Below are 12,391 nucleotides of genomic sequence, written 5' to 3'. Positions count from 1 at the left end.
TTGCTCCGCCTAAGGTGCCAGGGTGGCCAGCTCGCGGCGCGAGCGGTTGAACAGGCCGCGCGCCAGCGGCGTCGGGCGGAAGTCAACGTCAAGCGGCGAGATCGTGATGAACTTGGCCAGGAAGGCCGGCGTCTCTGCAATCCGCGCCAGCGCTGCCGGTTCGGTCTCCGGCGCGCCCACGTCGATCGATACCGTGTTGTCGGCATTGCGCTTGTAGGCGGTGGTAAAGGAATCCACCGTGCCCGGCGTGGTCAGGCGCACGCCGGCAGGGGTCCCGCCGGCAACGACCGGGTAGTTGATGCTCAGCGGGTGGGCCACCGGCAGCAATGGCTGGCCGGCAGTGCGCGTGGCTTCCAGGCTGGCAATCACGCGGGCCAGGAAGGCCCCGGCCTTGGGGAACGCGGCCACGGTGCTGCCGAAGCCGGTGCGTGCTTCGGCAAAGTCCACGCCGACGCTCAGCGCAATGCCGGGCACACCGCGGCGCGCGGCGAACAGCACGTTCATCACCGTGCCGGAGTGCGGGATGGAGTCCGACAGGTTCTCGCCGAAATTGGCCCCGGAGACGACCAGGTCCGGCACGAAGCTGCTTTCCGGTCCGACGATCTTCAGGCCCATGGCGGTGGCGTCCACCGGCGAGCCGCTGCCCAGGTAGTCCGGGTTGGTGGCATTGAGCGCGCTGCCCGCGACAAAGGTGGTCTTGACACGGTGCACGCAGAACGTGTCGGCGCTGCCGGCGAGCGGATCGACCACCAGCCGGGTGCGCCCGTCGGGCACGGCATAGGCAGCGCCCGAGCCGCTCTGGTTGCTGGCCGGGCCTACCGTGATGACGCGGTGGCCGGCGTCCTGCAGGGCCTTGCGGACCGCGCTGATGCCAGGCGCGGCGCAGCCGTCGTCATTGGTCAGCAGCACATTGAGTGCCTGGGCGGGGCTGGCCGCGGCAGCCAGTGCCGCGGCCGCGATACCGAGGGAAGCGAGCCGCAGGCGGGCGCGAAGTCGAAGCATGGGAACCTGTCTCCTTATTCTTATGCGTGGTGAAAGCAGTGCCCGGCCGCGCAGCGGCGCCGCCAGGCTAGATCGAAGCCGGGGCGGCACCGTCACGGCACCAGCAGACCCCGTTCGCGCGCCAGCGTGATCGCCGTATCCTCGATCATGTCCTCCTGCCCGCCCACCAGCCGCTGCCGGCCGAGCTCGACCAGGATCTCGCGCGCGGGGATGCGGTACTTGGCCTCGGCGCGCTTGGCGAACAGCAGGAAGGACGAATACACGCCGGCATAGCCCAGCGTGAGCGCGTCGCGGTCGATGCGGATGGGGTGGTCCATGATCGGCACCACCAGGTCCTCGGCCACGTCGGCGATGCGGTATACGTCGACGCCGGTCTCGATGCCCATGCGCTCGCACACGGCCACCAGCACTTCCATCGGCGTATTGCCGGCACCGGCGCCCAGTCCCGCCGCGGCGGCGTCGATGCGGCTGGCGCCGCAGGCAATCGCGGCGAGCGAATTGGCCACGCCCATGGCCAGGTTGTGGTGGCCGTGGAAGCCCAGCTCGGTCTCGGGGCGCAGCGCCTGGCGCACGGCGCCCAGCTTCTCGGTGACATCGTGCGGCAGCATGTGCCCGGCCGAGTCGGTGACATACAGGCAGTTGGCACCATAGCTCTCCATCAGCAGCGCCTGCTGCACCAGCGTCTGCACCGGTGCCATGTGCGCCATCATCAGAAAGCCCACGGTATCCATGCCCAGCTTGCGCGCCATGCCGATATGCTGCTCCGAGACATCGGCCTCGGTGCAGTGGGTGGCGACGCGGATGGTATGCACGCCGATCTCATGCGCCATGCGCAGGTGGTCGACGGTGCCGATGCCGGGCAGCAGCAGCGCGGAGACGCGCGCCTGCTTCAGTTCGCCCAGCACCGCGCGCAGGTATTCCTCGTCGCTGTGCGCGGGGAAGCCGTAGTTGACCGAGGCGCCGCCCAGGCCATCGCCGTGGGTGACCTCGATCAGCGGCACGCCGGCGGCGTCCAGCCCGCGGGCAATGCCTTTCATCTGTTCCAGCGAGATCTGGTGGCGCTTCGGGTGCATGCCGTCGCGCAGGGTCATGTCGTGCAGGGTGATGCGTTGGACCATGGCAGGCTCCTCAGGCGTTGGCGGTTTCTTGCGCGCTGCCGGCGCGCATGGCGGCGGCGATGCACTCGGCGGTGCGCGCGGCCGAGGCGGTCATGATGTCCAGGTTGCCGGCATACTTGGGCAGGTAGTCGCCCAGGCCCTCGACCTCCAGGAAGATCGAGACGCGCTTGCCGTCGAACACCGGGCCGTTCTTCAGCGTGTAGCCGGGCACGTACTTGCGCACTTCGGCAATCATGTCGTGCACCGAGGCGGTAATCGCGGCAACGTCGGGCGCATCGTCGGTCAGGCAGTGGATGGTGTCGCGCATGATCAGCGGCGGCTCGGCCGGGTTGATCACGATGATGGCCTTGCCCTGGCGCGCGCCGCCCACGGCTTCGATCGCGCCCGCCGTGGTGCGCGTGAATTCGTCGATATTGCGGCGCGTGCCGGGCCCGACCGAGCGTGACGACACCGTCGCCACGATCTCGCCATAGGCCACCGGCTGCACGCGCGATACCGCATACACCATGGGGATGGTGGCCTGCCCGCCGCACGTGACCATGTTGACGTTCATCTCGTTGCTGCCGATATGGGCGTCCAGGTTGACCGGCGGCACGCAGAACGGCCCGATCGCCGCCGGCGTCAGGTCGACCACGCGCACGCCGCGCGCGGTCAGCTTGGCCGAGTGCTCGGCGTGGACGTAGGCGGAGGTGGCATCGAAGGCGATGCGGATATCGTCGGCCTCCAGGTGCGGCAGCAGGCCGTCGATGCCGTCGCTGGTGGTCTTCAGCCCCAGCTCGCGCGCGCGCGCCAGGCCTTCGGAGGACGGCTCCACGCCGACCATCCAGACCGGTTCCAGGATGTCGCTGCGGCGCAGCTTGTAGAGCAGGTCGGTGCCGATATTGCCGGGCCCGATCAGGGCACATCGGATCTTGTTCATGGGGTCTCGCTTGGCAAAGTCAGGAAGTCAGGAAAGTCTTGGAAGTCAGCGGAACACGGCGCTGCAACTGCCGATGCCGGTGATATGCATGGACAGCCGGTCGCCCGCCTGCACCGGAATCAGCGCAGCCAGCGAACCCGACAGGATGGTCTCGCCGGCCAGCAGGGGAATGCCGAAGCTGCCCAGGGTGTTGGCCAGCCACGCCACCGCGTCGGCGGGGTGCCCCAGCGCGGCGCTGCCAAGCCCGGTGGCCACGCACTCGCCGTTCTTCTCAAGCGTCATCGCGCATGCGCCCAGGTCCAGCGCGTGCGGGCTGACGCGTTCCTCGCCGAGCACATAGACGCCGCAAGAGGCGTTGTCGGCGACGGTGTCCTCGATGCGGATGCGCCAGTCCCGGATGCGCGAATCCACGATCTCGAAGCAGGCCGCCACCGCTTCGGTGGCGTCGAGCACATCGTCGCGCGTCACGCCCGGGCCGCGCAGGTCGCGCCGCAGGAAGAAGGCAATCTCGCCCTCGGCGCGCGGCTGGATCAGGGTATCGGTGGGGATGGGCTGCCCGGCGGCGTACTGCATGCTCTGCAGCAGGATGCCGAAGTCCGGCTGGTGCACGTCCAGCATCTGCTGGACAGCCTCGCTGGTCACGCCGATCTTCTTGCCGGTGATGCGGTCGCCGGCCGCCAGCCGGTGGGCGATAAAGCCTTGCTGGATGCGATAGGCAGCGTGGACGTCGAGCCCCAGTCCGCGGCCGCTGAGTGGCGGCACCGGCGAGCGCGTGACCAGCGCATGGTGGAGTTCATTGCTGAGCGTGGTGATCAGGTCGGCGTTCATGGCAGGGGAGGGTCGGGCCGCGCTGCCGCGGCGGCAGCGCGCCGCGGCAGTTCGGGTCAGGACAAAGGTCAGAACGAGTACTTGGCGTTGAAGGCCACGTAGTCGCGGTCAGCCAGCGGACGGTTGGCGATGTTGGCCCCGCCGATGAACGCGGCGTAGGTCAGGTTGAGTTCCAGGTTGTTCAGGTACTTGAAGGTCAGCCCCACGCTGGCGCGCTTGTCGCCATAGCCCATCAGCGTGCCGAAGGCGCCGGCCACTGCCGCCTGGCCGCTGAACTGCTGAGCGTAGGTGAGTGGCACTGACATGTCCCAGCCATCGAACACATTGTTGTAGTTCAGCGACCAGCCCACCTGGAACGCCGCCGAGTTGCGGGTGTTCGACAGCTTGCTGAAGCCCATCACCGGGTCCACGTCCAGCACGTGCAGGTAGGCGACTTCGCCCAGCAGCGTCTGCGAGTCGGCCAGGAAGGTCGGGCCCACCGAATAGATCGCAGAGAGCTGGCCCTGCAGCGCCTTGCCACGCGTCGCGGTGGGCGAGCCGGCCACGTCCACCAGCATCGGCACGCCGTCCTTGTAGCTGACTTCACCGGCCACGTTGGCGCCCAGCACCTGCGTGGAGAAGCTGGCGCCGGTCAGGTTGATGCCGCCGTAGAACTTCTGCTGGTACTGCAGCGTGGGGAAGAGCGAGGTGACCACGCTCGGGTTCTTGTCGTGATAGCGCAGCTGGTAGAGCCCGATCTCGGTGCTTTCAAATACGCGGAAGCGCGCGCCCACGCCCCATTGCCCCCAGTCGGAGGGGCGGATATCCGGGCCGCGCGGGATATTGAAGCCGGGTCCGATGATGAACTCCGCGCCCGGGCCGACCACGTCGGAGGTGCTGAAATAGCTTCCCGGTGCGAAGATCTGGTTCGGCTTGTAGGTGAACTGGTAATAGCCCATCACGCTGAATGCCGGCGTGACCTGCAGCTGCAGCGAAGCCTGTGGCACCGGCAGCAGGATGTCCTTGACCTCGGCGCCTGGCACGAAGGCCTTGGTCGCATCGGCAGGCCCTTGCGCGCCGGCGATATTGGCGAAGAACAGGCTCTCGCCCCACGCCACCACCTGGTTGCCCAGCTTGAAGCTCAGCTGCGTGCTGCCGATCGGCGTCGCGCCATAGACATAGGCATCGAGCAGTTGCGCGCGGTGCTCGTGATAGTCCTTAGCGGAACCGGTGAACTGGTTGAACGGGCCGCTGTGGTTGACCGTGAACGGCGCATTGTTCGAGTTGGTGCCGCTGTAGGCCCAGTCCTGGAACACGCTGCCGCGCACCAGCGCCCCGAAGGCATCGTGCTTGACATGCGCTTCGCCCAGCAGCGAGACGCGGTTGGCGATCATGTCGCCGCGCTTGAAGTTGCGGTTGCCGTCGTCGCCGTTGATGTTGGCCGGGCTCAGCAGCGTGTTGCTCTGGTGGCCGGTGCGCACCGCCGCCCCGTAGGAGGCGGTGACGCTGTAGTCGAGCGTGGTGTCATGGCCAAGATCAATGGTTTCGCCCGCCCTGGCAGGCGTTGCAAGCAGCGCGGCCAGTGCCGCCGCGGCAGCGATTGGCCGCAGCCGGTTGCGGCGTTTCAGTGGGCCGGATGGTGGATGGTGCATGGTGGTCTCCCCGTGGTGTCGGTGTTGGTTCATTGCCTGGCACTTCGAATGGCGCTCGCCTGGTCGCAAGCGTAGAGAGGGGCAGCCATGCACAAATCGGCAGAACGGACTAGGCGGTTTCCCTACGGGCAGCCGCTCAGCCGCGATTGACCGAAGCCGCGTCGAGAAAGGCCGGGCGCTCGCCGCCACCGTCGATCACAAGGTTGGCGCCCGACACGTACGACGCCTGCGGCGATGCCAGGAACAGGCACGCACTGGCAATGTCGTCCGGGTGCGCGAGCCGGCCCAGCGGCACCGTCGCGGCCATGGTGCGCAACGCCTCGGGGTCGCCGTAGTGCTGCTGCTGCGAGGTGTCGGTCAGCACCATGCCCGGGCTGACCGCGGCAACGCGCACCTTGGGCGCCCATTCCACCGCGAGCGTGCGCACCGCGTTGAGGATGCCGGCCTTGGCGGCGCCATAGGCCGCCGTGCCGGGCGAAGGACGCAGCGCGCTGACGCTGCCCACGAACAGCTGCGTGCCGCCGCCGGCTTGTTGCTGCATGCGTGCATTGGCGCGCTGCGCGAGCTGCAGCGGCGCCACCAGGTTGAGCCGGATCACCGATTCCAGCAGCCGTGGCGAGGCCTGCGCGACCAGCGCGAACGGCGAGCCGCCGGCGTTGTGGATTACCACGTCGAGCGTGGGGCTGGCCTGCGCGATCTGCGCCAGCATGGCATCGACCTGTTCGATGTCGCGGATGTCCGCCGCGATGAAGCGGGCGCTGCGGCCATCCGCGGCTGGCAGTTCGCTGTCGTCAGCGGGTGCGGTGCGGCCGCACACGAAGACCTGCGCGCCGGCGCGCAGGAAGGCCTCGCTGATGGCGCGGCCGATGCCGCGCATGCCGCCCGTGACCAGCACGGTCTGGCCGGTGTAGTTGAATCCTGTCATGGGTCCCCCTTGATGCATGGAGCGCCCATCGTAGGAGAAGTGGCCGTCCGGCTCGTAGTCCGAATGAACGATGCCCGGGGTGGCGGCGCTGCGCAATATGCTGGGCAAACCACGGGAGACGCCCTCATGTCCGCTACGTCACAGCACACGCCTTTGTCCCCACACCCGAACCTGCCGGTCGGGCGCTTCACCACCACGTCAACGGGCCTGCGCCTGCACTGCCTGGACTCCGGCAGCGGCGAGCCGGTGGTCTTTATCCACGGCAGCGGGCCGGGTGCGAGCGGGCACAGCAACTTCCGCCACAACGCGCCGGCCTTCGCCGAGGCGGGCTTTCGCACCGTGGTGGTGGACCTGCCCGGGTATGGTCTGTCGTCCAAGCCGGACGAAGTCGAGTACACCCTGGACTTCTTCGTGGCCGCGCTGCGTGAGCAGTTGCTGGCACTGGAACTGCCGCGCTGCGTGCTGGTGGGCAATTCGCTTGGCGGCGCCGTCGCTCTGCAATACGCGCTGGACTTCCCGGAGCATGTCAGCCGCCTGGTGATGATGGCGCCCGGCGGCGTGGAAGAGCGGGAGACCTATTTCCAGATGGAGGGCATCCAGCGCATGGTGTCGCTGTTTACCGGCGGCCACATGAACCCGGACACCATGCGGCAGCTGCTGCAACTGCTGGTGCACGACGCCAGCCTGGTCACCGACGCGCTGGTCGAAGAGCGCATGGCCGTGTGCCGCGAGCAGCCGCGCGAGGTGCTGGCCACCATGAAGGTGCCCAACCTGACCGCGCGGCTGGGCGAGATCCGGTGCCCGGTGCTGGGCTTCTGGGGCACGGAAGACCAGTTCAATCCCGCCTCGGGCGCCACCAAATTCCTGGCCGGCTGCGCCGACGCGCGCTTCGTCATGATCAACCGCTGCGGCCACTGGGTGATGGTTGAGCACGCCGCTTATTTCAACCGTGAATGTCTCGGCTTCCTGGCGGATACCGCCCAGCTCGGCGCGGCATAATTGGCTCGCACGCCCACACAACAAGACCCAGGAGACATCATGGAATACCCGTATAGCCTGTTCGACCTGCGCGGCAAGGTTGCCGCCATCACCGGTGCCGCGCGCGGCATCGGCGCGGAAACCGCCCGCGTGCTGGCAGCGGCCGGCGCGAAGGTCGCGGTGCTTGACGTACTGGAAGCCGACGGCAAGATCACTGCCGAAGCCATCTGCGCCGAAGGCGGCGAGGCCGCGTTCTGGAAGCTCGACGTCACCAGCGAAAGCGACGTGGCGCGCGTGTTCACGGAGATCGCGGCGCGCTTCGGCGGCCTTGGCATCCTGGTGAACAACGCCGGCATCGAAGGGCCCAATGCGCCGACCCATGAGCTGGCGCTGGAGCAATGGCAGCAGGTCATGGCAGTGAACGTGACCGGCACCTTCCTGTGCACCAAGCACGCCATCGGGCACATGGAGCGCGCCGGCGGCGGTGCCATTGTCAACGTGTCGTCAATGTACGGCATCGCCGGCGGGCCGGACGTGCCGCCTTATCACGCGTCCAAGGCCGCGGTGCGGATGATGGCCAAGACCGATGCCATGCTCTACGCCGGCAAGGGGATTCGCGCCAACTCGATCCACCCCGGCTATATCCGCACGCCGATGCTCGAACACGTGGCCCAGGCCTCGGGGCAGGGCGAGGCGCTGTTTGGCTACCTGGGCGGGCAGACCCCTGCGGGCAAGGTGGGCCAGCCGCGCGACATCGCCGCGGGCATCCTGTACCTCGTGTCCGACGCCGGGCGCTATGTCACCGGCGCCGAGCTGGTGATCGACGGCGGCTACACCGCACGCTAGAACAACCAGAGGAGAACACCCATGCCCGATAGCGCCGCGATGAAAGCCACGCTGCTCGCCTATGTCGATCGCTTCAATGCCGGTGACGCGCAGGGCGTTGCCGCGCTCTACGCCGACGATGCCACCGTCGAAGACCCGGTCGGCGCGCAGCCGATCGCCGGCAAGCTGGCGATCCTGGCCTTCTACCAGCACGCCACCGCGCTGGGCGCGCGCCTGGAGGTGGTGGCGCCGCCGCGCGGTTCGCACGGCGACGCCGCCGCGCTGACCTTTGCCGTGCACGCCCGCCTGGAAGGGCGGCCGGCCCGCATCGACGTGACCGACATCATGACGTTCGGCGCGGATGGCCGCATCCGCAGCATGCGCGCCCACTGGGGGCCGGACGACGTGCATTTCCTGTAGGCCGGCCGCGCCCATGGCCCGTCACACCCGCGAGGATGCCGCCGTCACGCGGGCGCGCATCCTGGCCAGCGCGCTGCAACTGATCCGGCACCGCGGCCTGCATTGCGTCACCGTGGACGACGTGGCCCGCGCCATCGGCATGACGCGCGGGGCCGTCTATGGGCATTTCCATTCCCGCACCGAGTTGCTGGGCGCACTGCTGTCGTGCGCCGAAGCCGACTTCACCGCGCGCCTCGCGCCGCTGGCGCAGGGCCGCGCCGGCAGCGGGCCAGGCACTCTGGAGCAGGCGCTGGCCGCCTTGCTCCATGGCGATGACCTGGCGCGCCACGTCAGCCTGCTGGCGGCCCTGCTGCAGCACAAGTGCGGCGACGACTGCGAGCTTTGCCCGCTGCGCGCCCGCGTGCTGGCGGGCGTCGAGACGCTGCGTGAAACCCTGGCGGACCTGCTGCCGGCGCCCGGCCTGTCCAGCCTGCTGATGGCGCACCTGTGGGGCCTGCTTAGCGCGCATGCCATGCACCTGGCGCCGTCCGGGTTGTCTGGCTGTGCCGGATCGCTGGCCCGGTTGTATCAAGGGCCTGATGTGCCGCCGCATCCGGCTCTGTCCACCATCTCTTCCTGAGGGCCCGGCGCCACTTTCGATCCGGTGCTGCTGCGGGATACCCCTTAGTCTGCTCGGACGAAGCGTTTCGGGCCGGCGCTGACTACGATGCTTTCAAAAGCATGGAAACCCGGCAAGGGTGCGGAGGAGACAGCGATGAGGCGGCTCGGATTTCGTTGGGCGGCAGGCCTGGCCGGGGCCGGCGCCGCAATGGGCGCGGCCTGGGCGCTTGCCGTGGGTGGCGGCCTTGCCACCGCGCATGGCAGCCAGGACGAGATGCCCGCTGTCAGCATGGCCTCCGCCGACGCGGCGCAGGACCATTGCGACGAAGCCTGCGTGCGCAGCCGCGGCACTGCGGCGCTGGTGGTGCTAAGCCAGAGACCTCCGAAATAGATCCTATGTAGGGGAAGGGATCGCCAAGACGGCTAGCAGTAGGATTGATGGGGCACGGGCTTGCTCAATGGAGGGCATCATGGACGCCGATCACGCTACCGAACTACATGCTGAAGACGCCATCCTGGCGGTATCTCTCGAACTGTCGGCCGCACAATGGAAGGTTGCACTTCACGACGGCCTCAGGGAGAGACCCGCGGTTCACTCGGTTGGCGCTCTACAAGCCGCTCTTCGACTGCAGGCCGTCCTTGAGTTGATCGAGCAGCAAAAGCGCAAGTGGTCGCTGCCTTCGCATGTGCGCGTGGTTGTTAGCTACGAAGCTGGACAGGACGGATTCTGGATCCTTCGGTCGCTGCGCTCGCGCGGCATCGACTGTTATATGGTCGATGCCGCGAGCATCCCGGTGGAGCGCCACAAGCGGCGTGCGAAGACGGACCGCCTCGATGCGATCAAGCTCGTCACCAATTTACGTGCGTGGCTACATGGCGAGCGAGACCGTATGCGGGTGGTACGTGCGCCCTCTCTGCAGGATGAAGCGTCGCGTCATCTGATTCGCGATCGCGGACAACTGCAAAAGGAAGTCATGCAGCACCGCGACCGCATGCGCAAACTGCTTGTTACCGTTGGCTGTTGGGACGAGGTTGACCACCGTGCATTCGCCAAGCGGCTCGCTAGCGGCGAACTGACCTGCCACGACGGCTCCCCGTTGCCAGACGAACTGCGCGAACGGTTGCTGCGTGAATCGCATCGCCTGGAACTCGCCGAGCAGCAACTCAAGGATCTCCAGCGTACTCTTCACGACCGCCTACCCGAGCCGGTACGTGAGCGAATCACCTGGCTCAAGCGCTTGAGGGGAGTGGGTGACATTGGTGCATCGCGTCTTATGCTCGAACTGTTTTGGCGGCAGTTCCGCAACCGCCGACAGCTCGGCGCGTGCGTAGGACTCGTGCCCCAGCCCTACGACAGCGGCCAGAGCCGCGTCGATCAGGGTATTAGCAAGCAAGGCAATCGACGGGTACGGGTTCAGCTTATCGAGATGGCCTGGGGTTGGCTCCGATACCAGCCTGGCAGCGCGCTTACACGATGGTTCAACGAGCGAACCCAAGGTACCGGGCCCAACCGCCGTGCCCGCCGCATTGCCATCGTCGCGCTCGCCAGGCGCCTCGTGATCGCACTATGGCGTTACCTAAAGGAGGGCATCATCCCCGACGGGGCCCAGTTCAAACCGGCATGACATCAGTTGCGATGTCGCTTAACACTCGAGGGTGAGATGAGTTGTGCCCGTGCAGATCGCAGGCCTGCTTAGCGCGGCCGATAATTAGATGGGGCACATCTCCCGGATTGCACTATCCGGCGCCACGCGCATACAGGATGAGGCCGGTACTACCGGCGGATAGAAGTCGGTGAGACGTCGATGTCTCACGTGCGCACCAGCCGTCCCCCTCAAGTTAGTCGAGGCCACGTAGCCCCGACATCGAGGACTTTTTATGATCTGAATCTTTGTAGAAGGCTTGCCGCTACTTGACAAACTATTTCCCATAGAAGCGATCTGCAACCTCAGTCGACCAGGAAGCGCTGCGTCAGCAGCGCCCAATAGGCTGCGCCGATGGCGACGTTGTCGTCGTTGAAGTCGTAGCCGGGGTTGTGCACCATGCAGGCGCCTGCGCTGTCTCCATCGCCGTTGCCGATCAGCAGATAGCTGCCGGGGCAGCGCTCCAGCATGAAGGCGAAGTCCTCGCTGCCGGGCAGCGCCGGGCCTTGCGGCACGACCTTGTCCGGACCAAGCAAGGCGAGCGCCGTCTGGCGCGCGAATTCCGTCTCTTCCGGAGTGTTGACGAGCACCGCATAGCCTTGCCGGTAATCGATCTCGGCGCGCACGCCGTAGCTTTCCGCCTGGGCCTGCACCAGGGCCTTGATGCGCCGCTCCAGGGTGGCACGCACGTCGCGGTCGAGCGCCCGCACGCTGATTTCCAGCGTGGCTTCCTGCGGGATCACGTTGTTGGCCTTGCCGGCATGCATGGCGCCGACAGTCACCACTGCCATCTGCAGCGGGTCGACGTTGCGCGAGACCACGGTCTGCAGGGCCAACACGATGCCGGCGGCGGCCACCAGCGGATCGGCTGCCCGGTGCGGCAGCGCGCCGTGGCCGCCCACGCCTCTGACCGTGACGGTGGCGTAGTCCGACGAAGCCATGGTGGGACCGTCGCGCAGCACCAGCCGTCCCTGCGTGATGCCGGGCATATTGTGCATGGCGAAGACGGCGTCGCAGGGATACTTCTCGAACAGCCCGTCCTGGATCATGCGCACGGCGCCGCCCATGCCTTCCTCGGCTGGCTGGAAAATCAGGTTGAGCGTGCCGGAGAACTGCGCTTCCTGCGCCAGGTATTCCGCGGCGCAAAGCAGCATGGCGGTGTGCCCATCGTGCCCGCAGGCATGCATGACGCCGGCATGGCTGCTGGAGTAGGACAGGCCGGTCGCCTCGCCGATCGGCAGGGCGTCCATGTCGGCGCGCAGGCCGAGCCGGCGCGTGCCGCTGCCGCGCCGCAGCCTGCCCACCACGCCGGTGCCGCCCAGCCCACGCTCCACGTCGTAGCCCCATTGGGCGAGGCGCTCGGCCACGGCGTCGCTGGTGCGGTGCTCCTGGAAGCCAAGTTCCGGATGCTGGTGAATGTCGCGGCGCAGCGCAACGAACTTGTCCGCGCGGGAGCGCAGCGATTCCAGGATGGCGTGCATGGGTTTTCGCTCCTCTCTCTC

Annotated in this window: 13 protein-coding genes; 6 read left to right on the top strand and 7 right to left on the bottom strand. The window is 67.4% G+C overall.

Going from position 1 to position 12,391, the window contains the following annotated elements:
* Positions 1-9: 9 nt before the first annotated feature.
* The 6 genes from surE to RS901_RS32075 form a co-directional block, all read right to left on the bottom strand.
* Positions 10-1,002: a 5'/3'-nucleotidase SurE gene (gene surE, locus RS901_RS32100; RefSeq protein ID WP_316154686.1), complete on the bottom strand. Its 993-nt coding sequence runs from the start codon at positions 1,000-1,002 to the stop codon at positions 10-12.
* Positions 1,003-1,094: 92 nt separating this feature from the next.
* Complete coding sequence (gene dmpG / locus RS901_RS32095) at positions 1,095-2,120, bottom strand: 4-hydroxy-2-oxovalerate aldolase (RefSeq protein ID WP_316154684.1); 1,026 nt, start codon at positions 2,118-2,120, stop codon at positions 1,095-1,097.
* Positions 2,121-2,130: 10 nt separating this feature from the next.
* Positions 2,131-3,039 carry an acetaldehyde dehydrogenase (acetylating) gene (locus tag RS901_RS32090; RefSeq protein ID WP_316154683.1) on the bottom strand — a complete coding sequence of 303 codons (909 nt, stop codon included), beginning with the start codon at positions 3,037-3,039 and terminating at the stop codon, positions 2,131-2,133.
* A 45-nt stretch (positions 3,040-3,084) separates the two neighbouring features.
* The gene (dmpE, locus tag RS901_RS32085; protein WP_316154682.1) at positions 3,085-3,867 is read right to left on the bottom strand and encodes a 2-oxopent-4-enoate hydratase; all 783 of its coding nucleotides are present in this window, start codon (positions 3,865-3,867) and stop codon (positions 3,085-3,087) included.
* Between the two features lie 68 nt (positions 3,868-3,935).
* The gene (locus RS901_RS32080) at positions 3,936-5,498 is read right to left on the bottom strand and encodes a DUF1302 domain-containing protein (RefSeq protein ID WP_316154681.1); all 1,563 of its coding nucleotides are present in this window, start codon (positions 5,496-5,498) and stop codon (positions 3,936-3,938) included.
* Between the two features lie 136 nt (positions 5,499-5,634).
* Entirely contained in the window at positions 5,635-6,423 is a 789-nt protein-coding gene (locus tag RS901_RS32075) for an SDR family oxidoreductase (protein ID WP_316154679.1), read from the bottom strand.
* A 126-nt stretch (positions 6,424-6,549) separates the two neighbouring features.
* On the opposite strand from RS901_RS32075, the gene RS901_RS32070 reads away from it, so the two are divergent.
* The 6 genes from RS901_RS32070 (at position 6,550) to RS901_RS32045 (ending at position 10,871) form a co-directional block, all read left to right on the top strand.
* The gene (locus RS901_RS32070) at positions 6,550-7,422 is read left to right on the top strand and encodes an alpha/beta fold hydrolase (protein WP_316154677.1); all 873 of its coding nucleotides are present in this window, start codon (positions 6,550-6,552) and stop codon (positions 7,420-7,422) included.
* 39 nt (positions 7,423-7,461) lie between these two features.
* Positions 7,462-8,247, top strand: a complete 786-nt coding sequence (locus RS901_RS32065) for an SDR family NAD(P)-dependent oxidoreductase (protein ID WP_316154674.1) — start codon at positions 7,462-7,464, stop codon at positions 8,245-8,247.
* Between the two features lie 21 nt (positions 8,248-8,268).
* Positions 8,269-8,646 carry a nuclear transport factor 2 family protein gene (locus RS901_RS32060; protein ID WP_316154672.1) on the top strand — a complete coding sequence of 126 codons (378 nt, stop codon included), beginning with the start codon at positions 8,269-8,271 and terminating at the stop codon, positions 8,644-8,646.
* 13 nt (positions 8,647-8,659) lie between these two features.
* The gene (locus RS901_RS32055; protein ID WP_316154670.1) at positions 8,660-9,265 is read left to right on the top strand and encodes a TetR family transcriptional regulator; all 606 of its coding nucleotides are present in this window, start codon (positions 8,660-8,662) and stop codon (positions 9,263-9,265) included.
* A 135-nt stretch (positions 9,266-9,400) separates the two neighbouring features.
* Positions 9,401-9,637 (top strand): hypothetical protein, encoded by a 237-nt coding sequence (locus tag RS901_RS32050; protein ID WP_316154668.1) that lies wholly within the window; start codon positions 9,401-9,403, stop codon positions 9,635-9,637.
* Positions 9,638-9,716: 79 nt separating this feature from the next.
* Positions 9,717-10,871: an IS110 family transposase gene (locus RS901_RS32045; protein WP_316154667.1), complete on the top strand. Its 1,155-nt coding sequence runs from the start codon at positions 9,717-9,719 to the stop codon at positions 10,869-10,871.
* 323 nt (positions 10,872-11,194) lie between these two features.
* On the opposite strand, the gene RS901_RS32040 is transcribed toward RS901_RS32045, so the two are convergent.
* Positions 11,195-12,370 (bottom strand): M20 aminoacylase family protein, encoded by a 1,176-nt coding sequence (locus RS901_RS32040; protein ID WP_316154666.1) that lies wholly within the window; start codon positions 12,368-12,370, stop codon positions 11,195-11,197.
* Positions 12,371-12,391 lie beyond the last annotated feature (21 nt).

It is taken from the genome of Cupriavidus sp. BIC8F, assembly GCF_032465815.1.
Classification (GTDB): domain Bacteria; phylum Pseudomonadota; class Gammaproteobacteria; order Burkholderiales; family Burkholderiaceae; genus Cupriavidus; species Cupriavidus necator.
This window is presented reverse-complemented; position numbering and strand designations above follow the sequence as displayed.

Bases quoted from the DNA above. Each gene is read 5' to 3' on its own strand.
- RS901_RS32065 (WP_316154674.1), top strand. From the start codon at position 7,462: ATGGAATACCCGTATAGCCTGTTCGACCTGCGCGGCAAGGTTGCCGCC.
- RS901_RS32075 (WP_316154679.1), bottom strand. From the start codon at position 6,423: ATGACAGGATTCAACTACACCGGCCAGACCGTGCTGGTCACGGGCGGC.
- RS901_RS32060 (WP_316154672.1), top strand. From the start codon at position 8,269: ATGCCCGATAGCGCCGCGATGAAAGCCACGCTGCTCGCCTATGTCGAT.
- RS901_RS32040 (WP_316154666.1), bottom strand. From the start codon at position 12,370: ATGCACGCCATCCTGGAATCGCTGCGCTCCCGCGCGGACAAGTTCGTT.
- RS901_RS32070 (WP_316154677.1), top strand. From the start codon at position 6,550: ATGTCCGCTACGTCACAGCACACGCCTTTGTCCCCACACCCGAACCTG.
- RS901_RS32050 (WP_316154668.1), top strand. From the start codon at position 9,401: ATGAGGCGGCTCGGATTTCGTTGGGCGGCAGGCCTGGCCGGGGCCGGC.
- RS901_RS32080 (WP_316154681.1), bottom strand. From the start codon at position 5,498: ATGCACCATCCACCATCCGGCCCACTGAAACGCCGCAACCGGCTGCGG.
- RS901_RS32090 (WP_316154683.1), bottom strand. From the start codon at position 3,039: ATGAACAAGATCCGATGTGCCCTGATCGGGCCCGGCAATATCGGCACC.
- dmpE (WP_316154682.1), bottom strand. From the start codon at position 3,867: ATGAACGCCGACCTGATCACCACGCTCAGCAATGAACTCCACCATGCG.
- RS901_RS32045 (WP_316154667.1), top strand. From the start codon at position 9,717: ATGGACGCCGATCACGCTACCGAACTACATGCTGAAGACGCCATCCTG.
- dmpG (WP_316154684.1), bottom strand. From the start codon at position 2,120: ATGGTCCAACGCATCACCCTGCACGACATGACCCTGCGCGACGGCATG.
- RS901_RS32055 (WP_316154670.1), top strand. From the start codon at position 8,660: ATGGCCCGTCACACCCGCGAGGATGCCGCCGTCACGCGGGCGCGCATC.
- surE (WP_316154686.1), bottom strand. From the start codon at position 1,002: ATGCTTCGACTTCGCGCCCGCCTGCGGCTCGCTTCCCTCGGTATCGCG.